This is a genomic window from Nocardiopsis sp. JB363 (genome assembly GCF_900143625.1).
GTDB lineage: Bacteria > Actinomycetota > Actinomycetes > Streptosporangiales > Streptosporangiaceae > Nocardiopsis.
Genome location: NZ_FRFF01000124.1, coordinates 68,630 through 93,269, shown reverse-complemented (window position 1 = coordinate 93,269; position 24,640 = coordinate 68,630). Strand labels below are relative to the sequence as shown.

At 70.2% G+C, this 24,640-nt stretch carries 20 protein-coding genes and 1 riboswitch; of the genes, 14 read left to right on the top strand and 6 right to left on the bottom strand.

Annotated elements, in window-relative coordinates:
• Positions 1 to 75: 75 nt before the first annotated feature.
• Positions 76 to 1,068 (bottom strand): DUF5937 family protein, encoded by a 993-nt coding sequence (locus BQ8420_RS18265; RefSeq protein WP_235006343.1) that lies wholly within the window; start codon positions 1,066 to 1,068, stop codon positions 76 to 78.
• Positions 1,069 to 1,115: 47 nt separating this feature from the next.
• On the opposite strand from BQ8420_RS18265, the gene BQ8420_RS18260 reads away from it, so the two are divergent.
• From BQ8420_RS18260 to BQ8420_RS18245, 4 genes are all read left to right on the top strand, one after another.
• Entirely contained in the window at positions 1,116 to 2,318 is a 1,203-nt protein-coding gene (locus BQ8420_RS18260) for an MFS transporter (RefSeq protein WP_087100343.1), read from the top strand.
• 64 nt (positions 2,319 to 2,382) lie between these two features.
• Positions 2,383 to 3,120, top strand: coding sequence for a type II CAAX endopeptidase family protein (locus BQ8420_RS18255; RefSeq protein WP_087100342.1), 738 nt, complete (start codon positions 2,383 to 2,385; stop codon positions 3,118 to 3,120).
• A gap of 11 nt (positions 3,121 to 3,131) precedes the next feature.
• Complete coding sequence (locus BQ8420_RS18250; protein ID WP_087100341.1) at positions 3,132 to 3,464, top strand: PadR family transcriptional regulator; 333 nt, start codon at positions 3,132 to 3,134, stop codon at positions 3,462 to 3,464.
• Entirely contained in the window at positions 3,461 to 4,177 is a 717-nt protein-coding gene (locus tag BQ8420_RS18245; RefSeq protein ID WP_087100340.1) for a DUF2812 domain-containing protein, read from the top strand. The genes BQ8420_RS18250 and BQ8420_RS18245 overlap by 4 nt, the downstream gene beginning before the upstream one ends.
• A gap of 23 nt (positions 4,178 to 4,200) precedes the next feature.
• Here the strand turns inward: BQ8420_RS18245 and BQ8420_RS18240 are convergent, their stop codons facing one another.
• From BQ8420_RS18240 to nagA, 3 genes are all read right to left on the bottom strand, one after another.
• Positions 4,201 to 4,707 carry an SRPBCC family protein gene (locus BQ8420_RS18240; RefSeq protein ID WP_087100339.1) on the bottom strand — a complete coding sequence of 169 codons (507 nt, stop codon included), beginning with the start codon at positions 4,705 to 4,707 and terminating at the stop codon, positions 4,201 to 4,203.
• 124 nt (positions 4,708 to 4,831) lie between these two features.
• The gene (locus BQ8420_RS18235; RefSeq protein WP_087100338.1) at positions 4,832 to 5,140 is read right to left on the bottom strand and encodes a hypothetical protein; all 309 of its coding nucleotides are present in this window, start codon (positions 5,138 to 5,140) and stop codon (positions 4,832 to 4,834) included.
• Between the two features lie 102 nt (positions 5,141 to 5,242).
• Entirely contained in the window at positions 5,243 to 6,376 is a 1,134-nt protein-coding gene (gene nagA / locus BQ8420_RS18230) for an N-acetylglucosamine-6-phosphate deacetylase (protein WP_087100337.1), read from the bottom strand.
• Between the two features lie 634 nt (positions 6,377 to 7,010).
• On the opposite strand from nagA, the gene BQ8420_RS18225 reads away from it, so the two are divergent.
• A complete protein-coding gene (locus BQ8420_RS18225) occupies positions 7,011 to 7,526 on the top strand; it encodes an NADPH-dependent FMN reductase (protein WP_087100336.1) in 516 nt (171 codons plus the stop codon).
• An 83-nt stretch (positions 7,527 to 7,609) separates the two neighbouring features.
• Here the strand turns inward: BQ8420_RS18225 and BQ8420_RS18220 are convergent, their stop codons facing one another.
• Positions 7,610 to 8,515, bottom strand: a complete 906-nt coding sequence (locus BQ8420_RS18220) for a hypothetical protein (RefSeq protein WP_087100335.1) — start codon at positions 8,513 to 8,515, stop codon at positions 7,610 to 7,612.
• 233 nt (positions 8,516 to 8,748) lie between these two features.
• On the opposite strand from BQ8420_RS18220, the gene BQ8420_RS18215 reads away from it, so the two are divergent.
• From BQ8420_RS18215 to BQ8420_RS18180, 9 genes are all read left to right on the top strand, one after another.
• A complete protein-coding gene (locus tag BQ8420_RS18215) occupies positions 8,749 to 10,638 on the top strand; it encodes an SGNH/GDSL hydrolase family protein (protein ID WP_235006342.1) in 1,890 nt (629 codons plus the stop codon).
• Positions 10,638 to 12,437, top strand: coding sequence for a hypothetical protein (locus BQ8420_RS18210; RefSeq protein WP_200815976.1), 1,800 nt, complete (start codon positions 10,638 to 10,640; stop codon positions 12,435 to 12,437). The genes BQ8420_RS18215 and BQ8420_RS18210 overlap by 1 nt, the downstream gene beginning before the upstream one ends.
• Positions 12,438 to 12,707: 270 nt before the next feature.
• The gene (locus BQ8420_RS32335) at positions 12,708 to 12,848 is read left to right on the top strand and encodes a hypothetical protein (protein WP_017542507.1); all 141 of its coding nucleotides are present in this window, start codon (positions 12,708 to 12,710) and stop codon (positions 12,846 to 12,848) included.
• Positions 12,849 to 13,097: 249 nt separating this feature from the next.
• Positions 13,098 to 14,441 carry a glycosyltransferase family 4 protein gene (locus tag BQ8420_RS18205; RefSeq protein WP_087100333.1) on the top strand — a complete coding sequence of 448 codons (1,344 nt, stop codon included), beginning with the start codon at positions 13,098 to 13,100 and terminating at the stop codon, positions 14,439 to 14,441.
• Complete coding sequence (locus BQ8420_RS18200; RefSeq protein WP_087100332.1) at positions 14,438 to 18,922, top strand: alpha-(1->3)-arabinofuranosyltransferase; 4,485 nt, start codon at positions 14,438 to 14,440, stop codon at positions 18,920 to 18,922. Before BQ8420_RS18205 ends, BQ8420_RS18200 begins: the two co-directional genes overlap by 4 nt.
• The gene (locus tag BQ8420_RS18195) at positions 18,919 to 19,968 is read left to right on the top strand and encodes a DUF3068 domain-containing protein (RefSeq protein WP_200815975.1); all 1,050 of its coding nucleotides are present in this window, start codon (positions 18,919 to 18,921) and stop codon (positions 19,966 to 19,968) included. The genes BQ8420_RS18200 and BQ8420_RS18195 overlap by 4 nt, the downstream gene beginning before the upstream one ends.
• Before the next feature lie 56 nt (positions 19,969 to 20,024).
• Positions 20,025 to 20,879, top strand: coding sequence for an SOS response-associated peptidase (locus BQ8420_RS18190; protein ID WP_087100330.1), 855 nt, complete (start codon positions 20,025 to 20,027; stop codon positions 20,877 to 20,879).
• A gap of 126 nt (positions 20,880 to 21,005) precedes the next feature.
• Positions 21,006 to 21,121: riboswitch (TPP riboswitch) on the top strand.
• Positions 21,111 to 22,778, top strand: a complete 1,668-nt coding sequence (gene thiC, locus BQ8420_RS18185) for a phosphomethylpyrimidine synthase ThiC (RefSeq protein ID WP_087100329.1) — start codon at positions 21,111 to 21,113, stop codon at positions 22,776 to 22,778. It overlaps the preceding riboswitch by 11 nt.
• Before the next feature lie 86 nt (positions 22,779 to 22,864).
• Entirely contained in the window at positions 22,865 to 23,392 is a 528-nt protein-coding gene (locus tag BQ8420_RS18180) for a hypothetical protein (protein WP_087100328.1), read from the top strand.
• A gap of 91 nt (positions 23,393 to 23,483) precedes the next feature.
• On the opposite strand, the gene BQ8420_RS18175 is transcribed toward BQ8420_RS18180, so the two are convergent.
• Complete coding sequence (locus BQ8420_RS18175) at positions 23,484 to 24,305, bottom strand: class I SAM-dependent methyltransferase (RefSeq protein WP_087100327.1); 822 nt, start codon at positions 24,303 to 24,305, stop codon at positions 23,484 to 23,486.
• Positions 24,306 to 24,640 lie beyond the last annotated feature (335 nt).

Genomic DNA, 24,640 nt, shown 5'->3' with positions numbered 1-24,640 from the left:
CCCCCGGACCCCCAGAGGTACCCCCTTCGTTGCCCTTGGGTCGTGCTTCGGCGCGGTCCGGGGGCTTTTCTGTGTTCAGGGGGCTTGTCCGACCAGGGCGGTGCCCAGGGGAGACCTGACGTAGAACACCTCGCGGCCGGCGCGCCAGGACTCCAATAGGCCCGCGTCGCGCAGGGCGGACAGGTTGGTCGACACCGTGGCCGGGGCCAGTTCCAGGCGGGCGGCCAGGTTCCCGGTGGTCTCGGGGAGACCCAGGTGGGACAGGATCCGGGCGCGGGTGCGGCCCAGGACCGCGACCAACGCCTCGGGGGAACGTTCGCCGGGTGACCACAACCCACCTACTCCTCGGGCCGGGTAGATCAGGGTGGGCTGCCACGGCTCCTCACCGATGAGGATCAGTTCGGGCCAGACGAAGGCGCTCGGCATCAGCAGGAGACCGCGGTTGCCCAGGTGCAGTCGTTCGGGGGCGGAAGGCCCTGCCACCCGCAGCGTGTGGCCGTCCCAGGTGAGTCGGTCGTCCAGGTCGGCGATGAGGGTGGCCAGACCCCGTCGGGCCAGGGTGTGGGCCCGCAGCGACAGGTCGGCGTCCAAAAGCGCGCGCAGGCGTGGCCAGTGCGGGCGCACCAGGTGTTCCCAGCAGGTGGCCAACAGGTCGGCCAGGGAGTCGCGGGTGGCCGCGGGGTCGGCCAGCAGCGGGTCGGTCACGCTCGGGGGCAGGGCACGGCGAGGGTCCAGGAGACAGGCGCGTAGTTCGCTCGTCACCTGGGTCGCCGAGGTGGATCTGATCTGGGCGAGGCCGTCCTCGATGGAGGTGAGCGGGCCGACCGGGGGAGGGCTCAGGAAGTCCGGCACGTAGCCGGGGCGGGGGAAGAGCAGACCCACCAGGGCGAGGTCGACGTCGTCGGGGAGTCGGGCAGAGCGGACCCACGGTAGGTGGAAGCTCTGGCGGTGGGGTTCGAAGAGGGTGTGCAGGGCGGCGAGGGTCTCCCAGAGTGGAGAGACGGCGAACCTGCAACGCAGCAGGTCCTCGTGTTCGAAGACCACCTGTCCCGGCATGGATTCGAACATACCCGAATCCGTTGAGCGGTCCCCTCGGGCGGCACAGGATGGGGCCCATGTCCGAATCCTCCTTCCGTCGGGTGCTCTCCGTTCCCGAGTTCCGGGTGCTGTTCGCCGCCGAGATCCTGTCGATCCTGGCTCTGGTCGCGGTGCAGATCACCCTGTCCGTCCTGATCTTCGACCGCACCGGATCGCCGCTGTTGTCCTCGCTGGCCTTCGCGTTGGGGTTCGTGCCCCATCTGCTGGGCGCCGCTCTGTTGTCGTCGGTGGCGGACCGTTTCCCGGTCCGGCCGGTGATGGTGGTGGCACAGCTGGTCAGCGGCGCGGTGATGGCGTGTATGGCGATCCCCGGAGCGCCGGTGCCGGTGATGCTGGCGTTGTTGGTGGTGAGCGGGACGGTCGCCCCGGTGTACTCGGGTGCGCGTTCGGCCGCCCTGGCCGACGTGCTCGACGCGGAGGGTTTTCCACTGGGGCGTTCGCTGCTGCGGATCGCGGCGCAGACCGCGCAGATCGGCGGGTTCTCGTTCGGTGGGGCCCTGATGTTGCTCGCCTCGCACACGACCGCGCTTCTGGTCGCCGCGGCCCTGATGGTCGGTTCGGCCCTGCTGGTGGCGGTGGGGACCCGGCACCGTCCCGGACGCGGGGGGTCCGGGGGCCTGGTCGCCTCCTCCCTGGGCGGGGTGCGCGACGCGATGCGGTTGCCGCGGCTGCGCGCGGTCTTCCTGCTGAGCTGGGTGCCGGCGGCGCTGTTCGTGTGGCCGGAGGCGCTGGCGGCACCGCTGGCGGCGGGTATGGGCGGTGGTCCGATGCTGGTGGCGCTGCTGTTGACCGCCGGCCCGGTGGGGACGGTCGTGGGTGAGCTCGCCGCCGGGTCGTTGCTCACCGCCGGGGCGCGCCGCAGGTGGATGCTGCCGTTGGCGTTCGTGTCCTTCCTGCCGATGACGCTGTTCGTCCTGGACCCGGGTCCGGCGCTCGCGGTGGGCGTTCTGGGTCTGGGCGCCCTGGGCTGGGGGTACACGCTGGCGCTGGACGCGCTGCTCTTGGCGGAGACCCCGGAGGCGTTGCGCGGGCGGGTGTTCGCGCTGGGCTCGGCCGGGCTGATGATCACCCAGGGGGTGGGGTTCGCACTGGCCGGGGCGGTGGCGGAGTTCCTGCCGACGCACCTGGTGGTGGCCCTGGCGGGGCTGGTCGGGGTGCTGTCGGTGGCGTTGTTCGGCCGGCGGTTCGTGCGTCCTCGGGGAGTCCGCACGGCTATCTAGGTTGTAATCCTAACTAGGTTGGTTTACCGTCTAGGTAGAAACCGAACCTAGTGAGGTGACACGGATGCCCCCCGAATACTCCGTACCGGCCTTCTCCGGACCCGCCCTGGCCATCGTGGCCCTGATCGCCGCGTACCTGCTGTTGGTCGAGCCTTTCTGGGGCAAGCACACGTTCGCGAAGTTCCAGCGTGACCGTGACAGCGTCCCCGGCGCCTACGCGCGCTTCTTCGGCACCGGCATGGCCGTCTTCTGGGGGCTGACCGGGCTCGTCGCCCTGGTGGTCCTGCTCTCGCCCGGTGTCGAGTGGACCCACCTGGGTTTCCACTCGGACGTCGACTGGGGGTTTCTCGGCAGCATCCTGATCGGCTCCGTGGCCGCGATACTGGTGCTCACCCTGGTCACACGCAAAGGGAAGGGGATCCAGGGCCCCGCGGAACTGGAACCCATGCTGCCGCGGAACGCCAAGGAACGCTGGTGCGCCGTGGGCACCTCGGTCACCGCCGGGGTGTGCGAGGAGATCGTCTTCCGTGGGCTGCTCATCGCCGTCGGCGTCTCCCTCGGACTGCCGCTGTACGTGGCCGCCGGACTCAGCCTGGCTGTTTTCACCCTCGCGCACCTGTACCAGGGCCCGAAGAGCATGCTGGGGGTCGGCCTGATCGGACTCGTGCTGACCTACCTCTACCTGAGCAGCGGCAGTCTGCTCCTGCCGATCCTCGTGCACGTCCTCATCGACCTGCGTGCCCTGCTGCTCACCCCCAGGCCGGACACCGAGTCGGCCGAACACCACATCCCCGCCGCCTGAAGGAGCGACGCATGGATCGACGATCGAGCTGGTTGAAGGGGGTCCTGGACCTCCTCGTGCTGGCCGAACTGACCGAGGGCGAGAGCTACGGCTACGCCTTGGCCGCCGGCCTGGACGAGGCCGGATTCGGCCGGATCAAGGGCGGCACCCTCTACCCGGTGCTCAACCGGTTGGAGGAGGCGGGCCTGGTCGTCGCGGAGTTCCGCGCGGCCGAGAAAGGGCCGGGTCGGCGTTACTACCACCTGACCGACCAGGGCCGCGAAGTCCTGGCCGAGCAGGGCGCCGCCTGGCTGGAGTTCGACACATCCGTACGCGAGGTTCTGAAGAAGGGCGGGGTCCGATGAATTACCTCGACGAGTTGGCGACGCTGCTGCGTGAGCGTGGGGTGTCCGAGGATCGGATCCGAAGCACCACCGACGACCTGTCCGCGTTCCTGGCCGAGGGCGACCTCGACCCGGAGGAGGAGTTCGGACCGCCCACCGAGTTCGCCGACGATCTGGTGGGGGAGGAGGGCCCCGAGCCCGCCCCCGAGAGCCTGGTGTGGGCGGCGGACTCCTTCGCGGCCACCGAGCGGCTCAACGAGTTGGGCGCCCAGGGCTGGGAGGTCGACCGGGTGGACCGGTTCGGCCGCTTCGTCAGCCACCGTGGTGAGCAACCGCAGATCTGGGAGTACCGCCAGGAGATCGCCCCCGGGCGCCGTGAGCGTGAGCGGTCACTGGGCCGCTTGGCCCCGGAGGGCTGGGAGCCCGCCGGTCACTACTTCACCTTCGCCTACTTCAAGCGGGCCAGGGCCGCGTTGGTCGGGCCCGCCGCCGAACTGGCCGAACGTCCCGAACCCACCCGTAAGCGGTTCTTCTGGAGCCCGGCCGGCCTACTGACGATCGGGATCGCGCTGGTCGTCCTGGTGATCTCCCTGTACAGCCTGGGCGGCACCCTCTGGGAGGGCGACAACGCCGACCGGGTGGCCACCATGGCGGGCGCCGGGGTCGGAGCGCTCATCGGCGTGGGCGCGGTCCTGGGCGTGTTCTGGTTGGTCGCAAGGGTCCGCAACCGCTGACGGGCCCGTCGGCTTCGCCGGGGTCAGTGGACCTCGGTGAGGGGACCGAAATGGGCGCGGGTGTCCTTGACCAGGGAGGCGAGCATGCTCTCGGTCAAGGGGCGCCCCAACTGTAGGGCGCTGTCCAGTCCCTGCCAGGGGGTGAACGCGAACGACCACACGAGCTTGCTGCCGCCGTCGAAGGGCACCACGTGGTAGTCCTCGGCGAACGAGCTGAACAGCGGGAGCGTGCCCTCGGTGGCGTAGAAGGACTTGCGGCGCTCCGCCTCGTCCCAGCGGAAGAAGTGTTCGCGCATCCGGTACGCGCCGAGGACACGGGCCTCTCGGATGGTGCCGACGCCGTAGGGCGCCTCAGTGGTGTAGTGCACGTCCCCGAGCGCCCGACACCAGGACAGGGGTCGGGGTGAGGTGAGCTCGGCCCAGACCTCGTCGGGTCCGGCCGCCAGTTCCAGCCCCACCCGCCAGTGCATCGGGGCGGAGTCGAAGTAGCTCTCGTCGACGGGTTCGAGCTCGTAGCGGAAGGCGCTCACGGGGCATCCTCTTCGTCCGGGGGTTCCTCTGGCGAAGGTACCAACTCCCCTGAGCGGGGTTCTCCGGCCGAAGTTCCTCGGGCGCACCCGAGGGGGCTGTACCGCCCCCTCGGACGCGGGTCCTTCACTCCTTGGTGATCCCCACCAACCACGCGATCTTGTGGGCCGTGAGCGACAGGCTGCCGCTGTTGCCCAAGTGGACCCCGAACGATGCGATGAACGCGTAGTCGTGTTCTCGGCGTTCACAGATCACGTCCTCGACCGCGTGGACGGACTCCGGGTTGCTGACGCGTAGGCACAACCCCGGCTCCTCCACCACTTCCGCACGGACTTCGTAGCGGGACAGTTCACCGGCGAGCTTGCCGAGGTGTTCTTGTTCCTCGGAGGGCGCCCGGGTCGGCTGCTGGTCGTTCGCCTGTCTCGACTGGGCCATGGCGGATCCTTTCGTGACGAGCACGGTGCATTCCTCGATGCCCTGTTGACAATTGTCACTCAGAGATAAGTTACTCCCCCGTACCGTGCTCACGACACGCCGCTAGGAGACCCACCTGCCCCGGTACATCACGTCGGCGACCGAAAGGTCCTCATTGAGCACGACCAGATCGGCGTGCCGGCCGACCTCGACCCGGCCGACCTCGGTCAGGCCCAAGGCGGTCGCCGGCACCGAGGACGCCGAACGCACGGCCTCCGCCACCGGCACCCCCATGGCGACCGTGTTGCGCACCGCCTGCGGCAGCACGATGGTGCTGGAGGCGATCGCACCCGTCTCGATCACGTGCGCGCGCCCCTCGCTCACCCGCACCCGCAGATCGCCCAGCGTGTACTCGCCGTCGCCGAGCCCGGTCGCCGACATCGCGTCCGTCACCAGCGACACCCGACCCGGGCCAGCCGCGTCGAACACCAGTCTCGCCGCGCCCGGGTGGACGTGCACGTTGTCCAGGATCAGCTCCACCGTCACGCGCTCGTCGCCCAGGACCGCCGCGATGGGCCCCGGGTCGCGGTGGTTGAGCGGGCGCATCGCGTTGTAGAGATGCGTGGCCACCGTCGCTCCGGCGTCGATCGCGGCCAGGGTCTGCTCGTAGGTGGCCTCGGTGTGCCCCATCGCCACCACCACGCCCGACGACACCGCGGCGCGGATCAACTCCAGGGCGCCCGGCAGTTCGGGGGCGACCGTGATCATGCGAACGTGTCCCCGGCCCGCCTTCAGCCACGCGTCGAACTCCGCGGTGTCCGGGTCGCGCAGCAGGTCGGGGTCGTGGGCGCCGCACCGCGCCTCGGCGATGAACGGACCCTCCAGGTACACCCCGGACAGCGTGCCCTCCTCACACGCCTCGGCCAACGCCGAGACCTGGCGGATCGTCTCCTTCGGGGAGGCCGCGACCATCCCGCCCACCACGGAGGTCACCCCCGAACGCCGGTTGAACTCCACGATCTCGCGCGTCCCCTCCGGGTCGGCTTCGGGGAAGGAGCGCCCCGCCCCGCCGTGGATGTGGGTGTCGACCAACCCCGGGGCGATCAGTCGCCCGCCGACGTCGTGACGCTCACCCGGGCCGGGGTCGCCGGTGCCGAGTTCGGTCACCCGTCCGTTCTCGATCCGCGCCCAGCCGTCGTGCGTGCCGTCGGCCGTCACTACGCGCGCGCCGGTGAGGGTCAGGGGTGTGTGGACCATGGGTCGGGCCTCTCCTCGCGTGTGGGTCCCGCCGCGACGAGGGCGGCGGGTGTTGTGTGTCGTAAATTACATACGTGCGACCGGAGGGTTTCCCGGGGGTCGTGCGCGCCCCCTCCCGGCCGCGTCTTCCCAGGGAGAGCAGGGTGATCCCGCATCCTGGGACGCTTGTCCGCGAGGTGGACCGGCACCCGCGGAGCCCGACACCCTCTCAGGAGGGGCGCCGGCACGCATTGACGATAGTGGTCGAGGCGCTTCATGATGGAGACATGTCCGCCGGTGAGCTGCTTGTCCAGCGCCTGCATGTCGATCTTCGACAGCAGGCGAGCGCGCTCTGTCGTAGCTAGCGCCTTCGCGGGGCCCTGCCCCGCGCCACGGGTCCATCCCGTGCCCTTGTGCCCCTACGCAGACACCGGACGCTCGGCTCCCGCTCCATGGGTCCATGGATCTTCCCGGTCCACATGAGCACTCCGATCGAATCGACGCGAACCCCGACGCCGGACCACGAGGTCCCGCGCCGCGCGCCGACTCGCGAGGAACACGGTTCTTTTCCGGTGTCCCGCTTCCCGATCACCGCCCCCCGCGTTCCCTTCCGGTCGATCCCGGCTCGCTCAGACCGAACCCAGGAGTTCTTCGCATGACTCGCTTCACCGTGCTCGTCGCCGCACCACAGCCCCATTCCTCCGTGTACTCCGCCGCGCTGCGCGCCGCCTCAGAGGTCGCCGTCCGCGCCGGCCTCACCACCGAGCCCGACGTCGTCGACCTGGCCGACCTCGGCGCCGAACTGCTCTCCGATTCCTCCGCCGCGGTCTCCGAAGCGGTGGAGAAGGTCCGCGCCGGCGACGTGCTGCTGGTCGCCTCGCCTCAGGTGCACGGCACCTACACCGGCCTGCTCAAGGTCTTCCTGGACCGCCTGCCGGAACTGGGACTGGGCCACACCGTCGCCATCCCGCTGGCCGTCGTCGAGGACCTGCGCAACAGCCACGGTATCGAGGAGGACCTGCGCGTCCTCTTGGCCGACCTGGGCGCCTGGGTCGCCGAGCCCGGCCTGATCCTGTCCACCGACGAGACGGACGAGCCCGAGAGCGTCGTCCGGGCCTGGGCCGACATCGCCGCGCCCGGCCTTCGCCAGGCCGTCTCCGTCACCGCCTAGGGATCCGACAGCGGAAGGCCCCGCCGACGTGCGTGTCGGCGGGGCCTTCCGCTGTGCCGGCTCGTCCGGGCGGTCGGTCGGCCCTACCCGCTGCGGGCGGCCTCGCCGCGCAACCGGCTGGTGTCGGCCTCGGCCTGGGCGACGTTGCCGCGCACCAGCACCACCACGACCAGGGTCAGGGCGAATCCGCCCACGCGCAGGGCCAGGGTGATCGGGTCCTCGGGCAGGCTCTCACCGAACAGCAGCGAGCCCGCCACCACCGTGAACACGTTGCCCACCACGTTGGCGACCGGGGCGGTGATGGAGGCGCGGGACCGCTGCAGGGAGGTCTGGAAGAGCACGATGCCCACGGCCCAGCCCAGCGCGTACAGGTACGGGTAGGGCGACAGCAACGCGGGGCTGATCGCGGCCCACAGCCCGTGGTCGGCGAGGAGCCCGCCGAGACCCTTTCCCTGGAGTCCCGCGCTGCCCTGGGCCAGACCGGCGGCGGCGCCCATGGCGGCGGCCGACACGTACTTCCCCCGTCCTCCGATCACGCTCATGACGGCCACGCAGAGCAGTACGGTGCCCACGCTGACCATGACCAGGAGGGACGTGTCCGCGGTCGTTCCGGTCTCCGCGCCGTCCACCGTGGACAGGCTCAGCAGGCCCAGGGCCACCGGCATCAGTCCGAGCGCGACGTACTCACCGCGGGTGATCCGCTCACCGCGCACCAGCGTGATGATCAGCAGCGTCGTGGCCACACCGGCGGCGAAGGCGGGCTGGGCCACCGATACCGGGGCCAGCCCGAGGGAGACGATCAAACCGACGCTTCCCAGGGCCGCGAACACGCAACCGAGCACCCATTTCGGATTACCCAGCAGTACCCTGGCGAGGTGAAGCGGGCGGTTGATCGAGATCGACTCGGAGCCGTGCAACGCACGCTGCTCCACGGTCAGTCCGATCGTGTAGACCACCGCTGAGAGCAGCGCGACCAGGAGTCCGATCACGAGGAGGAGGCCTTTCGGCTCGGTGCTCCGTGACCCGAACGGGCCCGAAGGTTGACGGCCTCCATATAACCAGTTCTAGTCTTGTCTGGCGAGTGACTCCCATGCTCCTGTCCCAGCAGGGTGGATGCCACTCGAAGGCCGAATAGGAACCTGTAACTACCGCGAGGCGCCGCGGCGAGAGATGGGGCACGGTGCAGGACCCGGGCGAGGACGACACCCCCCAGGAAGAGGACGTGACCGAGACGGCCGGGACCCCTGAGGGCCGATCATCCGAGGGCGGTCCCGAGCCCGAACCCGAGCCGGAGCCGGACGAGGCCGGGTCGACCCGGCCCGAGAGTTCCCGACCGAGCCTCTGGCGGGACCGGCTCCCCGCGTGGACGAGCCCCGAGTACTGGCGAGGGTCCACGTGGCGCGACCTCCTTCGCCCCGGTCCGTCGCCCGGCCGGTTCCGCGGCCTGTGGGAGCGGGGAGGTTCGCGCTTCGAACCCGGCCCCCTGGGCCTGCTCGGTGTCATGCTCGCCGCCATGGCCGTCACCATGATGTTCATCCAGACCGGTTCGGGCGGCCTCGGTGCGGAGGGCGACGACCAGGCCGAGGAACCGGTCTCGGTGCCCGGGCCTCCCGACGGTGAGCTGCGGATCATGCCGATCGGCGACTCCGCGACCCAGGGCAGCAGCGGGGACCACACCTGGCGCTATCACCTGTGGTCCCACCTGACCGACCAGGAGCTCGACTTCGACTTCGTCGGCCCCAACGACGACCTCTACTCCCTCGCCGACGAGGACTCCGGCGACCACGACTACGCCGACCCCGACTTCGACACCGACCACGCCGCCCGTTGGGACGCCACGGCCCAGGAACTCTCCTCCGACGTCGCGCGCGTGGCCGCCGAACACGATCCCCACTACCTGCTTCTGCTGGCCGGGACCGAGGACATCCTCAACGGCGGTGGAGCCGACCACGCTCTGGACGGCATCGCCGAGATCGTCTCGACCGTACGGGTAGTGCTCGGCGACGCCCGTTTCGTGGTCGGTGAACTGCCCGACGTGGAGGGCACCGACGACGACGGCCGGGTCAACCAGGAGATCGAACAGTTCAACATGGGCCTGGTCGACCTCGCCCGACAACTGACCTCGGCGGAGTCGCCCATGGTCGTCGCGCAGACGGCCCGGGAGTACGCGCCCGCCCTCGACAACTGGGACGCCACCCACCCCAACGTGCGCGGTGAGCTCAAGATCGCGGCGGCCTTCGCCGACGCGCTGGCCCTGCCCCTGGGCGTGGGCGGAGAGTTCCCCCGCCCCTTCCCCGCGCTGTCCACCGGGCCGCGGACCGCACCGGAACCCGAGTACGAGGAGACCGACGACGGCCTCCTGCTGTCCTGGGCGAACGTCCCCGGAGCCACCGACTACCGGGTGGTGCAGCGCAGGATCGAACCCGTCCCGGACGACCCCTTCGTGCTCCCCTTCGACGTGGACATCGATGAGGACCAACGCTCCGTCACCGTCGAGTCGCTGCTGAGCGGTGCCCGCTACGAGTTCGTCGTCCGGCCGCTCAAGGGGCGGGACGAGGGCACGGAGTCCGAACCGCTACAGCTGGTCTGGGACGACGATCCGCCGTCGGGCCCGAGCAACCTGGAACTCCGTGATGACGGGGCACTGCTCGTCTGGGACGAGGTCGACGACGCGAGCCACTACGAGGTGTGGGTCCGTCTCATGGAGTGCACCCCGGGTAACGGTTTCCGGCGTCCCCGCGACTCGACGCCCACCTTGCGGGACTCGGACACGATCACCGACGACGACCAGTCCGGTGGGGGAGGGGAACCGGACCCACCGCGACCGACCCCCTCCGAGCCGCCGTCCACCCCGCGCCCCGAACCCGCACCGGAACCGGAACCCGCGCCCGTGCCGCCGCCGTCGAGCCCGCCTCCCGCACCGGGATCGACCTGTTCTTCGCGCGATGACCGCGGGCCGGAGGACGGCGAGGGCTGGCGCACGCTCGGCTCGGCGGGGGACCGGGCGCGGTGGCAGGTCACGGTGTCGGGCCCCTACGAGATCGTGGTGCGTTCCTACCGTGACTACGTGGAGGGCGGCTACTCCGCGAGCCTTCCGCTGGTGGACCACTGATGGTCCTTCGGTGGATTCCCTGGGCCCTGGGGGCCCTGGTGGCGTTCCTGGCCTTGGGACCCGCGCTGGGGCCCGGCCACGTCCTCCGGTTCGACATGGTGTTCGTGCCCGACCCGTCCCTTCGGGCCGTACTCTCCGGCGCGGACGGGTTCCCCCGGGCGATTCCCAGTGACGCGGTGGTCGCGGCCCTGTCCACGGTGCTGCCCGGCCACGTGGTGCAGAGCCTGGCACTGACCTCCGTGTTCGTCCTCGGCGTGGCCGGCGCGTTCCGTCTGCTCACCGGCCTGGTGTACGGAAGGGGACCGGTCCCCGCGACCGGCCTGGCCGCGGGAGCGGTCACCGGCCTGGCCTACGTGTGGAACCCGTTCGTGGCCGAGCGCCTGCTGTTGGGTCAGTGGGCGGTCCTGCTGGGATACGCGGGGCTGCCCTGGGTGCTGGCGGCCGTGGTCCGTCTGGCGTCGTTTCCGCCCGCCCGAGGGTTCGCCGGGCTTGTATGCGCCCTGGCGCCCGCCGCGGTCGGTGGGTTCTCCTCGGTGGTGCTGAGCGCGTTGACGGCCGGCCCGACCGCGCTGCGTCGGTGGCGGGACGCCGGCCTGCTGCTCCTGGCACTGGTCCTGCTGTCACTGCCCTGGTTGGTCCCCTCGCTCGTCAGTGGCGCCGCCACCGACCCGGCGGGGGTGGAGGCCTTCGCGGCCCGCTCCGACACTCCCTTCGGCGCGCTCGGATCGCTGCTGTTGCTCGGCGGGGTGTGGAACGCGGGGGCGGTGCCGCCCGGATACGGGGAGCCCGTCACGGCCGCTCTCAAGGCGCTGACGGTGGTGGTGGCGCTCGCGGGCTGGGTCTGGTGGTCCTGGCGGGCGCGTCCGGTCGTGGCCGTGGGGTTGTCGGTGTCGGCGGTCCTGGGCCTGGTGATCGCCCTGGCGGGTGTTCTCGTCCCGGGGCCCCTGGCCGCCCTGATCGACCTGTGGCCCGGTTTCGGACCCTTGCGCGACGGCCAGCTCTACGTCGCTCCGCTGTCCCTGCTCCAGTCCCTGGGCCTGGGGGCGGCGGTCCTATGGTTGCTCCGAGCACTTCCCGGGACGACGTCCGCCGCGGGGCCCCCGGCGCCCGGCATGGGTCGACTGGTGACCACCGTGCTCCTCGGGCTGTCGCCGGTGGTGACGCTCCCCGGGTTGCTGTGGGGCGCGAACGGCGGACTCGTACCCGTGGAGTATCCACCGGCCTGGCGGGAGGCGCAGGCCGCGGTCGCCGCCGACGAACGTCCCGGCGCGGTCCTGGTGCTGCCTTGGAGTGCCTACCGAGGGCCGGCCTGGTCCGGGGAACCGGTGGTGGTGCTGGACCCGGCCACCAAACTGTTCGACCGGCGCACGCTCTGGAACGACGACCTGAGGGTCGGCACACCGGATGGCGGGACCGTGGTGGTGACCGGGGAGGACCCGCGGGCGCGCCAGGTCGCCGAACCGCTCGACCTCGACTCCGAGACCGGGATGCCCGGCGTCGAGTCCGCTGAGCTCCCCGAACTCCTGGGATCGACGGGCGTGCGGTACGTGGCCGTGTCCGCTCCGGTCGATCACGGTCTGTCCGAGGTCGAAGGGCTGTCCCTCGTGGTGGAGGGGACCGACATGGCCCTGTTCGAGATCGATGACGGGTACGTCGAAGCGACCCCGGAGAACGGGTCGGTTGTGGTGGTCGCCGGCGCTCTGACCAGCCTCGGAACCCTTCTCTGGGCGGTGTTCGCGATCATTCGCGAGGAGTCCCGTCGTCGCGGTCCGGCCGAAGGGCCCGGAACCGGAACCTGATCGATGCGCGAGTCCCGACACTGATTTCGGCGACTTTGTAACGGGTTCTGGTTTCATCGTCGATCCGGGTCTCACCAGGTGATCCAGGCCACTTGGTCGCCCCTGACCAGCACATGAATGCGGGCAAAGAGCACATTTCGGGGTTGGAAGTTACCGGAGGGTTAGTTACAGTTGGGGCAATCATCTGGTCAGTAGCTAGATCAGGTTCTAGTCTCGGTTTCCAGCGCCCCGACCCAGAACGGTTCGGAGCGTGCGGAAGGAGATCCTCAAGTGATCAAGGTAATCGCCGCCTGCGTGATCGGCGCGGCTCTGGCGGGAGGTGCCACCGTGGTGGCCACCAACCTCGCCACCGAGTCGACCGCGACCGCGGAACCGGTGAACGAAACCCTCTACAACTACGGCGACCGCTAGGTCTTCAAGTTCGCGAGGTCCGGCGGGCGCCTCGCAGCCTGCGGGGCGCCCCACGCCCCCCGGCCCTCGGTGATGCGAACTCGACACGCCGCCGTCCCCTCGCGACCCCGATGGTCGCCCCATCCCACTGACGTCCGGTCCTTGGGCCTGTTCGGATGCACTCCCCGCCCCCGAGTGTTCGCTCAGAGCGATATTCCGTGCTCGTAGCGTAAGCAGGCCTGGGTCGGACACCGCGCGGAAGGAGAGCGTGTGGTCTTCCAGAAGGTCCCCCGCCGAGTGGAACCCGGGCTCGCCACGGTCACCACAGCACCGACCGCCATCCCCGCCCCGGCCCCCGCCCCCGCGGAGGCCGGCAGGTCCGCGAACCCCGAGCCGGTCACGGCCGACGGAACCGCGGATCCCATCGACCTCGGACCCCGTCTCGACGGTGTCCGGATCGTCATGATCAATTGGCGCGACCCCTGGCAGTCCACCGCCGGCGGCGCCGAGGAGTACGCCTGGCGGATCAGCCGCCATCTGGCCGAACGCGGTGCCATCGTCACCTTCCTGACCAGCCGCGAACCCCACCAGGCCCGGGTCGAGACCAAGGACGGGATCGTCATCCGCCGTATGGGCGGCAAGTTCACCGTCTACCCGCGCGTCATGGCCTGGCTCGCCCTGTGGCGACGGGAGTATCACCTGGCCTTCGACTGCATGAACGGCATTCCCTTCCTGTCCCGGCTGGTCCTGCGCCGGAGCACGAAGGTCGTCAGCGTCGTGCACCACGTCCACGACCTGCAGTTCAACGCCTACTTCTCGGCCCCGATGGCCTGGTTCGGTCGCTTCGTGGAGTCCACCGTCGCCTCCCGCGTCTACCGCGACTGCACCACCGTCACCGTCTCGGAGTCCTCCCGGGCCGCCATGCGCGACAAGCTCCGCTGGCGCGCGCCCATCGAGGTCATCCACAACGGAGGCCCCGCGCTGGCCCCGCTACCGCCCGCGCCCGAGACCGGCGTCGCCCCCGCCGTGGTCAGCCTCGGTCGCCTGGTGGTGCAGAAGCGAGTGTCCCGCGTGGTCGACCTGGCCCGTTCCCTGGCCGACGACCACCCCGGGTTGCACGTGCACATCATCGGCCGCGGTCCCGAGGGCGCACACCTCGCGGAACAGGTCGGGCGCGACGGCCTGCGCGAACACGTGGACCTGCACGGATTCCTCTCCGAGGAGGACAAGGAAGCCGTCCTCTCGGCCTGCCACCTGCACGTCACCGCCTCGGAGTTCGAGGGGTGGGGCCTGACGGTCGTCGAAGCCGCACGGCTCGGAGTGCCCACCGTGGCCTACGATGTGGACGGATTGCGCGATTCGGTCCGTGACGGCGAAACCGGATGGCTCGTCCACGAGGGCGAGACCCTGGAGGACGTCGTCTCACGGGCACTGAAGGAACTGTCCGACCCTCGGCGGTCCGAGGAGGTCCGACGCGCCTGCCGCGCCTGGGCGTCCCGGTTCACCTGGGACGCGAGCGGCGCGCGGATGACCCGCCTCGTCGCCGCGGAACTCGGCATCGACTCCCCCGCGAACACCCCTGACCCGGCAGCAGGCAAGAAAGCGAAGATGTGACTTCGGCGGAATCCACCGCCAGGCGCGAACCGGAGGATTCCACGGCACCGTCCGCCCCTGGCGGACTGGACCAGAGGCTGCTGGCGCGCCTCAAGGTCCTCGCGGTGTGTGTACTCCTGGGCGCGCTGGCGGCGAGCATCGACCCCGGCCGGATCGTCAGCGACACCAAGATCGACCTGACGATCAACCCCTTGGGGTTCATGGAGCGCGCCCTGCACCTGTGGGACGCCTCCTACTTCGGGCAGCTCCAGAACCAGGCCTACGGGTACTTCTTCCCCAACGGCCCCTTCCACCTGCTGTTCGATGTGCTCGGCATGCCCGAGTGGCTCATCCAGCGCTCGTGGATGGCGGTGCTGCTCATCGCGGCGTTCCTCGGCACGTACAAGGTCGCCCAAGCCCTCGGGTTGGGGACCGTCAACACCCGCATCATCGCCGGCATCGCCTACGCGCTGGCGCCGCGAGTGCTCACGCTGCTGTCGTACAACTCGGCCGAGCTGCAACCCATGCTGCTCATGCCGTGGATCCTGTTGCCGCTCATCCTGGGGGCCAAACACCGGTACCCACCGGCGCGCATGGCGTTGTTGTCGGGGTTGGCGTTCCTCCTGTGCGGCGGCACCAACGCCGCATCCGAACTGGCCGTCCTCATCGTCCCGGGCCTGTACCTGCTGACCCGTGCCAACGGGCGACGTAAGTGGCGGCTCATCCTGTGGTGGTCGCTCGCCCTGGTCCTGGCCTCGTTCTGGTACATCGTGCCGCTGCTCATCATGTCGCGGTACGTGTACTCGTTCATGCCCTACACCGAGGACGCCGGCGTCACCACCGGCATCACCTCGTTGTTCAACGCGCTGCGCGGCACCTCGAACTGGATGGGCTTCCTGCCCGACATGGGCAACACGGCCCTGCCCTCGGGCGCGGAGCTCTCCCTCACACCGTGGCTGGTGGCGGTCACCGCTCTGGTCGCCGGGCTCGGCCTGGCCGGACTCATCAACCGGCGCACCCCCGAACGTCTCTTCCTCATCAGCAGCCTCCTGGTCGGCACCGCCATCGTGGTCGCCGGTTTCACCGGCACCCTCACGGGCCCCTTCGCCGAGTCCATGCGGGAACTGTTCGACGGCGCGCTGGCCCCGTTCCGCAACGTCCACAAGTTCGACGCGCTCATCCGCCTGCCCATCGTCCTGGGCCTGGCCCACCTGCCCGTCGTGGTCGCCCGTGACCGGGCCGACCGCCTGGGCGCGGTGGCCTCGGCGAAGGTGCGACGCGTCGTCGCGGGTGCTTCCGCCGCGGTCTTCCTGGTCACACTCGTGCCCATCGCCACCGTGGGCATCGCGCCCAAGGGCGGTTTCGAGGAGATCCCCGACTACTGGTACGAGGCGGTCGACTGGTTGGAGGAGCGCTCCGACGAACGCGGCATGACCATGGCGCTGCCCGGGTCGGCCCGCGGTGAGTACGAGTGGGGGCGCCCCCTCGACGAACCCATGCAGCCGTTGCTGTCCGGGGCGTGGACCAACCACCAGATCATCCCGTGGGGCTCCTCCGGTGTCTCCCGCATCACGCACGAGATCGACCAGAGGGTCTCCTCCGGTCGGGGTTCGCAGGGCCTGTCCGACACGTTCGCCCGGCTCGGTGTCACCCACCTCCTCGTGCGCAACGACCTCCAGCGCGTGGGCAACAATGGCGGTTGGCCGGCCCGCGTCCACCAGACCCTCCAGAACTCTCCCGGTATCACCGAGGCCGCCGAGTTCGGCCCGGTCGTCGGCTCCCTCGACCACCGGTCCGCGTCGCAGTGGTTCGACCAGCCCTACCCGTCGCTGACCGTCTACGAGGTGGAGGACGCGGCGCCCGAGGTCGGGACGGTGCCCTCCGCCGACGCGCTGCGTGTGACCGGTGGCCCCGAATCCGTCCTGCACCTGGCCGAACAGGGCCTGGTCAACGACGACCGACCGATTCTGCTCGGCGACGACCCCGGCGCCGACGCCGTCGCGGGCGAGAACACGATCGTCACCGACACCGTGCGCCGTCGCGAGGTGGTCTACTCCGACGTGCGCCGCAACTTCTCGGCCACCATGACCGAGGACCAGGAGTACGAGCGTGACGTGCCGGCCCCGGACATCATCGAACCGGCATGGGAGGAGTACGTCGCCCACGCTCGCGACATCGGGATCGCAGAGGTGACCGCGTCCACCTCGGAGGCGGGGGTCGAGGCCCGGCCCGGCGACCGCGACCCGGGCCACGCACCGCACGCCGCCTTCGACGACGACCTCGGCACCGCCTGGCGTTCCAGCGCCTTCGAGGGTTCCCTGGGCCAGTGGCTGGAGGTCGAGTTCGCCGAGCCCCGCAGCCTCGACGGGCTGAACATCGCCTTCGAACAACTGTCCGGCGAACCACCGCCCTCCCGGGTCAGTCTCATCACCGACAACGGGAAGTCCGAGGTGGCCGTCGCCGAGACGGACGAACCCCAGGAGCTCAACGCACCGCCCGGAGAGACCACCAGGCTCCGGGTGCGGATCGACGAACTCGCGTGGGAACCGGAGTTCCGGTTCGGCACCCGGGTGGGGATCAGCTCCATCTCGATCCCGGGGCTGGAAGCCGCCCGCACCCTGGACGTGCCCGGCCCGTCCGACGCGGGGACACTGCTCTTCACCGGCTCCACGGGTACCGCTCCCGGCTGCATGGAGGGTTCGCACGCCTGGGTGTGCAACCCCGACCTGGAGGTGAGCGGCGAGGACGCCAGCAGCCTGGACCGCACCTTCACCCTGTCCGAGGACTCGGCGAACTCCCCGCACCGCATCTCCGGCGAAGTGGTCCTCACCGACCCCCGGGAGGCGGAGAACGCCGCCAACCGGGCCGGCGGCCACCCCCGGGTCACCGGTTCCTCCACCGCGGTCCAGCACCCCGCCGCCATGGGCAGGGGAGCGCTCGACGACGACGAGAGCACCGTCTGGTACCCGGACCCCGAGGAGAAACGGCCCTCGCTCGACATCGACCTCGGCAGCCCGACCACCCTGGACCACATGGAGGTCGAGTTCCCCCGGGCCGACACCGTGATGCGTCCGATCAAGGTCACCGTGGAGAGCGACGACACCGTCCGCGAGGGTTGGCTGGACGGTAGTGGGCGCGTGGACTTCGCGGAACTCACCGCGTCCTCCGTGAACGTCACCTTCGAACGCCCGGAGGGCCAGGCCCTGGAGATCGGCACCATCGACCTGCCCGGTGTGGCACCCGTCGATCCGATCCCCGACGCCGACACCGACGCCTCCACCACCTGTGGTCTGGGCCCGAACCTGCGGGTCAACGACCGGCGCGTGGAGACCCGGATCAGCGAGGGCACCCTCGGCGACCAACTCACCGGACGCCCGCTGAACTACGAGACCTGTACCGACCTCGACCTCGTCGAGGGCGAGAACCGGGTCGTGGTCGATCCCGGCAACCGCTACCAGGTCCGTTCGGCCCTGGTGGAGACCACCGACCTGGCCGAGACCGCTGCGCCCGAGGTCACCACCGCCGAGGTCGACACCCTGCACTCCTGGGGGTCCAGTGAGCGCAGCTTCGACGTGTCGGTCGACGAGGACAGCCTGCTGGTGGTCAACGAGAACTTCAACGAGGGCTGGGAGGCCCGCGTCGACGGTGTCGACGGGCCGCTGGAGCCGGTGCGCCTGGAGGGGTGGAAACAGGCGTGGACGGTGCCCGAGGGCACCGCGGGCACGGTCACGCTCACCTACGCCCCCGACGCCGTCTACCACCGGGTCCTGGCCGTCGGTGGCGCGCTCGCCGCGCTGCTGGTGGTGTTGGCCCTGTGGCCGCGCCGCCTGCTGCCCGGTGGCGGACGCTCGACCACCGAACCGCCGCGTGGGGCTCGGGCCCTGCCCGACGCCGGTCCCGGCTGGCTGCCGCGTCCGGTGGTCCTGCCGCTCGGCCTGGCCTACGGAGTGTGGATCGCCGGTTGGGCCGGCGCGGCCGTGGTCGGCGCGATCCTGTTGGTGATCTGGTGGCTGGCCCGGAGGGCGCCCAAACGCCTGCGCCACGCCAAACCCGGGAAGCCGTCGATGGGCGGCAGGGCACTGCCGTACCTGGCGGGGCCCTGGGTGGTCACGGTGTCGCTGGCCCTGGCCGGTCTGACGACCGCGGTCGGGACCTACATGTCCGTGCAGATGCCCTTCCACGACATCACCGAGACGTTCGGCGTCGCGCTGCGCGGCTGGGTGCCGCAGGCGCTCTGTCTGCCGGCGATGGCCCGCCTGGTCCTGGCGTTGGGTCAGCGTGGGGAGGAGGGGGAGCCGCCCTCCGACACCCCGGACACCCCGTCGGAGGAGGACACCGCGTTCACGCCGACGGACGCGCCGCCCTTCCACGGGCCCTCCGCCTCGGACGAGGACGGCGAGCACGGTGGCGGCCTGGGCAACGGGCGGGTCACCCCCGACGGCGAAGGTCCCGGACCCAACGGGGCCGGGGCCGCACACGATGTCGAGGAGGCCCGCAGGTGAGCATGTTCTCCCAGGTGGGGCGGGCGCCCGAGTCACGACCGGCCCTCAGGTTCCCCGAGCCCACCCGCCGGTTGCCCAAGGGCACCCTGTCGGTGGCGGTGGGGGCGTTCCTGGTGACCATGGCGCTGCTGTTGCCGTTCTACGTGCAGGAGCGGGTGGCCCTCATGCCCGGGGACGTCTCGCACCAACTGCGGATGGACGCCCCCGGCGCCACCTACCTGGACACCGCCACCTGGACCCAGCAGGAGGGCGCCGACCTGACCCGGACCACCCGGGCCGAGGGCACGGCCCACGGGTCCGACTGGTCGGCCTGGGAGATGACCGTCGACACGGAGGCCTCGGACCAGGTCATCGACCACTGGAGCCGCCGGGTCATCGTGGATCGGGAGACCGGCCGCGCGGTCAACTGCTGTGGCGAGCACGTCAACGGCGATCGGGCGGTCCGCCAGGCCGGGCTGATCCTGGACTGGCCCGCCGGGGTGCCCGAGGGCGACCACTCCTACTACGACGCCGAGGTGCGGGCGGCCCCCGCGGTCGCCTTCGAGGAGAACGACGAGATCGCCGGCCTGGCGGTCCGCCGCTACGTCCAGGAACTGTCCGACACCCAGGTCCCCGAATCCGCCCGAGACGTGCCCGCGGCCCTGTTCGGGGACTCACGGGGGACCGTGACGGCCACCCGTTGGCTGGCCTTCGAACGGACCTTCTGGGTGGAGCCCGTCACCGGCAAGGTCGTCCACATGACCGAGGAGCGTTCCGAGACCCTGCGCCCGCAGAACGGCTCGGGGGAGGTGTCGCTGCTCGACGCCGAGTTCGCCCTCGCCGAGGGGCAGGTGTCCTCGCTGGCCGAACACGCGCGTGTCCGGGCGCTGATCCTGCGTGGGCTGGACGTGTGGGTGCCCTGGACCCTGGGACCGCTCGGAGCGGTCGCGATCCTCGCCGGGGTGATCCAAGCGCTGCGCTCCCGTCCCGAGGACGATCCGCGGCACCAGGGAAAGGACACGGTGATCGAACACGTCGCCGTACCCGACCCCGCCGGGAGGGCCTGAACGGAGCGGCCCGGACGCGCGTGGAACCGGTGGGCCGGCGGCGTAGGATCGGACACATGTGCGGTCGATATGCCCAGTCCAGGAACGTGCACCAGCTCCAACTCGCCTTCGACCTGCCAGAACAGGCGATGGGGGAGGAGACCGACCCGAGGGCGTGGCCGCCGCTGGAGGAGCTCGACCCCGACTACAACATCTCACCGGGTCGCCCCGTACAGGCGATCTTCGGTCCGCCCCCGCGGGGCGGTGACGCCTCCGGCGCCGCGGGGCCGCGTTCGCTGCACACCCTGCGCTGGGGCCTGGTCCCCTCCTGGGCGAAGGACCGCAACGTCGGTTACCGCATGATCAACGCCCGCGGTGAGACCGTCGCCGACAAACCCGCGTTCCGGTCGGCCTTCCGACACCGCCGCTGCCTGCTGCCCGCCGACGCCTACTACGAGTGGCAGTTGCTCAACAAGGACGGCACCGCCGAGGCCAGTACCTCGCCCGCCACGGACCCCGGGCACCGGAAACGCAAGGCCAAGGCGGCCAAGAAGCCCTTCTCCATTCACTACCGGGGCGACGAACCGCTGGCCTTGGCGGGGATCTTCGAACGGTGGCGCGACCCCGAGGTCGACGAGAACGATCCCGCCGCCTGGGTGTGGTCGTGTGCGGTGATCACCACCGAGGCCGCCCCCGAACTCGCGCACATCCACGAGCGCATGCCCGTGATCGTGCCCGCCGACGACTGGGCGACCTGGCTCGACCCGGGCACCGGTTCCGACGAACTGTCCCACCTGCTGGATCTGACCCCGGTGGACCGGTTCTCCGTCGATGAGGTCTCCACCGACGTCAACAGCATCAAGAACAACCGACCTGACCTGCTGGAGCCCCTCCCCGCCGGTGGCGAAGACCAGGCGGACACACTCTTCTGACCCCGGAGAGGGTGGACAGGCCGGGGCCGGCCCTGTGTATGGTGTCCGAGGCCACAGGGGAGGACCTCCCCGGCCGGGACGCGGCGATCGACGCGTCCGAGGGCACGCTCGCCGTGCCCACATGTGAATACGCAACGCGGGAGCTCGCGCCATGGCGGGCTGAGAGGGCGACTCGACGGTGTCGCCGACCGCAGAACCTGTTCGGGTAATTCCGACGTAGGGAGGCCTGCCATGACGGCTATGGACAGCCGTGATCTCTCCACCACCGACGCGCACCGTGTGACGACCGGTCCCATCATGGGATCTCACAAGGCGTACCGCGAGATCGAGACCCCCGAGGGTCACGCGATCCGCGTCCCGCGACGGCGGGTGGAACTCACCAACGGCAGCCACTTCGACCTGTACGACACCTCCGGCCCGTACACCGACGACACCGCCGACATCGACGTCCACCGGGGCCTGCCCCGCACCCGCGCCGACTGGGCATTGGACCCCGTCAACGGTTCGGTCAGCCAGATGGCCTACGCCAAGGCGGGGACCATCACCCCCGAGATGCGCTTCGTCGCCGCCCGCGAGGGGATGACCCCCGAGTTCGTCCGCGACGAGGTCGCCATCGGCCGGGCCGTCATCCCGGTCAACCGCAACCACCCCGAATCCGAGCCGACCATCATCGGCAAGAGGTTCCTGGTCAAGATCAACGCCAACATCGGCAACTCCGCCGTCACCTCCTCCGTGCCGGAGGAGGTGGAGAAGATGGTGTGGGCCACACGCTGGGGCGCCGACACCGTGATGGACCTGTCCACCGGCAAGCGCATCCACGAGACCCGCGAACGCATCATCCGCAACTCCCCGGTGCCCATCGGCACCGTCCCCATCTACCAGGCTCTGGAGAAGGTCGACGGCGACCCCACCAGGCTCAGTTGGGATATCTACCGCGAGACCATCATCGAGCAGGCCGAACAGGGCGTGGACTACATGACGGTCCACGCGGGCGTCCTGCTCCGCTACGTGCCGCTGGCCGCCCGCCGCGTCACCGGCATCGTCTCGCGTGGCGGCTCCATCATGGCCGCCTGGTGCCTGGCCCACCACAAGGAGAGCTTCCTCTACACCCATTACGAGGAACTCTGCGAGATCTTCCGGCGGTACGACATCACCTTCTCTCTCGGTGACGGACTGCGCCCCGGCTCCATCGCCGACGCCAACGACGAGGCCCAGTTCGCCGAACTGCGCACCCTCGGCGAACTCACCCACATCGCCCGCGCCCACGACGTGCAGGTGATGATCGAGGGGCCCGGACACGTGCCGATGAACAAGATCGCGGAGAACGTGCGCCTGGAGGAGGAACTGTGCGGCGAGGCGCCGTTCTACACGCTCGGCCCCCTGGCCACCGACGTCGCGCCCGGATACGACCACATCACCTCCGCGATCGGCGCAGCCCAGATCGGCTGGCACGGCACCGCGATGCTCTGCTACGTCACCCCCAAGGAACACCTGGGCCTGCCGAACAGGGACGACGTCAAGACCGGGGTCATCACCTACAAGCTCGCCGCGCACGCCGCCGACGTCGCCAAGGGCCACCCCGAGGCGCAGGAGTGGGACGACGAACTGTCCAAGGCGCGCTTCGAGTTCCGTTGGCGGGACCAGTTCAACCTGTCCCTGGACCCGGAGACCGCCCAGTCCTTCCACGACGAGACCCTGCCCGCCGAACCCGCCAAGACCGCGCACTTCTGCTCCATGTGCGGTCCCAAGTTCTGCTCCATGAAGATCTCCCAGGACGTGCGCAGGTACGCCGAGGAGAACGGCCTGGACACCGTCGAGGCCATCGAGAAGGGTATGGCCGACAAGTCCGAGGAGTTCGCCGAGGGCGGTAACCGCGTTTACCTGCCCCTGGCCGACTGACACGGAACGCCGGTGGTGCCGCACCTGGCGGCCCACCGGCCCCTGTGACAAGGTGAGTCGACGAGCACCGGACACAGGAGGTCCGCTTGGAGATCCTCGACTTCGACCTGGCGATGACCACGGCCGTCTTCGGTTTCTTCTCCTTCGTGTGGTTCGGGTGGGCGCAGGAACGTCCACCCGGTAACCGGGTCCGGTGGCTGCTGGGCGCGGGTTCGCTCCTGGGCCTGGCGGTGTACGGCGGCCTGCGCGCCCTCAACGCCCGGAGCGAGGGCGTCCTCGCCGACGACGACAACCTGAGGACTTTCCTCATCGTGGTGGGGATCGAGTTCGTTCTCGCGCTGCTGGGCGCCATCGTCCTACGGGTCATCGGCCGCTCGGAGTACACCTCCCCCTGGATCTGCCTGGTGGTGGGAGCGCACTTCTTCCCGCTGGCCTCGCTGTTGAACCAGCCCGTCCTCTACCTGGTGGGCGCGTTGCTCTCGGCCTGGCCGTTCCTCGCCGTGCGAGGAGCACACCGACGCGACGTGGCGATCGGCTTCGCCACCGGTGTCGGCGCCGGCATCTGCCTGTTGTTCTTCGCCGCCGGGCTCGCCGTCCTCCTCCTCGCCTGGTAGGTCCGCTCCGGTCCGTCCACCCCCGACCCGCCCCGTCCCGTCTCTCGGGAATCGGGGCAGAGGCCGGTCGGCTCGGGTTCGAAGGCGGGACTCAGGCGGGTTTGACGACGCTGGCGACCAAGTGCACACCCACGTAGTCGTCGGACTCGGCCGCGTGCATCTCCATCTCCACCAAGCGGCTCATGGACCTGGGATCGCGGGCCAGCATCATCTCCACGGTGGAGGCGGACAGCACCGTGCGCGGTCGGACCCACTCCAGTTCCATCCCGGAGTCGGTGACCATCTCGGTGAGCTGCTCTGCGGTGAAACAGCGGGTGATGGAACCGTCGGGCCAGGGCACCAGCAGCACGTCGGCGCTGGGGGCGTGGCTGAGCTCCGGCCAATAGTCCTGTTCGGCCAGCAGGGCCATGCCCAACACCACCGAGTCCACGCACAGCAGGGCCCGCCCACCGGGGCGCAGGACCCGGGCGACCTCCGCCATGGAGGCCTCCGTGGCCAGGTGCCGGGAGAGGACCCGGTTGTCGGCGATCACCCCGTCGAAGGAATCCGACGTGAACGAACGCAGGAACGCCGAGTCGCCGACCACGTGTCGCAGCCGACCCCGACGGGCCGGCCGAGGTACCACGGCCCGGCCGTTGACCAGGGTGAGCGGCCATCGCATCGCCGCGTCGACGGAGGGCAGGAGGGTGACGACGTCGTGCCCCGCGGCCACGGCACGAGGGGTGCCTTGGAAGTCGGGACTGGACAGGTCGAGCAGGCGGGAGGGCGTGGTCGGTAACCAGCGGCTGATCTGCGCCTCGGCGACCGCCCAGTAGAAACGCCAATAGTCCGACAGTCGGTCGGTGGTGGCGAACTGCGCCGCGGGCGATCGGGGGCGATCGGAGGCCGGAGTCGGGGACGGTCGCACGTGCACTCCTCTCCCATCTTTCAGGTGTCCTACCCGCACTCTGCCATGCCTCACCTTCACCGACGGAGCCAATCGTCGAACTTTCGAGGGCCGTAGGTCGTCCCTCCGGCGGAATCAGCGGGCGGAAGCCGTTGTTGTCAACGACACCTGTCCGGAGAGCGGGTGCCCGGGGGTGTTCGCCGTTTTCGCCACTCGCGAGGGAGGAACACGAGACTATGCCGACTGCCGGCGCGTGCCTGGAACGCGAGGAATCGGTGTCGACGCCAGGTGGCGTCGATGCGAGGGCCCGAGGTGTGGGACCGTATCGTTGGGATATGGACACCCCACCAGGGACCAGCGCA

What these genes read in the sequence shown, in the direction of transcription:
- BQ8420_RS18265 (WP_235006343.1), bottom strand. Translation starts at nt 1,068, where the DNA reads ATGTTCGAATCCATGCCGGGACAGGTGGTCTTCGAACACGAGGACCTG.
- BQ8420_RS18260 (WP_087100343.1), top strand. Translation starts at nt 1,116, where the DNA reads ATGTCCGAATCCTCCTTCCGTCGGGTGCTCTCCGTTCCCGAGTTCCGG.
- BQ8420_RS18255 (WP_087100342.1), top strand. Translation starts at nt 2,383, where the DNA reads ATGCCCCCCGAATACTCCGTACCGGCCTTCTCCGGACCCGCCCTGGCC.
- BQ8420_RS18250 (WP_087100341.1), top strand. Translation starts at nt 3,132, where the DNA reads ATGGATCGACGATCGAGCTGGTTGAAGGGGGTCCTGGACCTCCTCGTG.
- BQ8420_RS18245 (WP_087100340.1), top strand. Translation starts at nt 3,461, where the DNA reads ATGAATTACCTCGACGAGTTGGCGACGCTGCTGCGTGAGCGTGGGGTG.
- BQ8420_RS18235 (WP_087100338.1), bottom strand. Translation starts at nt 5,140, where the DNA reads ATGGCCCAGTCGAGACAGGCGAACGACCAGCAGCCGACCCGGGCGCCC.
- nagA (WP_087100337.1), bottom strand. Translation starts at nt 6,376, where the DNA reads ATGGTCCACACACCCCTGACCCTCACCGGCGCGCGCGTAGTGACGGCC.
- BQ8420_RS18225 (WP_087100336.1), top strand. Translation starts at nt 7,011, where the DNA reads ATGACTCGCTTCACCGTGCTCGTCGCCGCACCACAGCCCCATTCCTCC.
- BQ8420_RS18210 (WP_200815976.1), top strand. Translation starts at nt 10,638, where the DNA reads ATGGTCCTTCGGTGGATTCCCTGGGCCCTGGGGGCCCTGGTGGCGTTC.
- BQ8420_RS18190 (WP_087100330.1), top strand. Translation starts at nt 20,025, where the DNA reads ATGTGCGGTCGATATGCCCAGTCCAGGAACGTGCACCAGCTCCAACTC.
- thiC (WP_087100329.1), top strand. Translation starts at nt 21,111, where the DNA reads ATGACGGCTATGGACAGCCGTGATCTCTCCACCACCGACGCGCACCGT.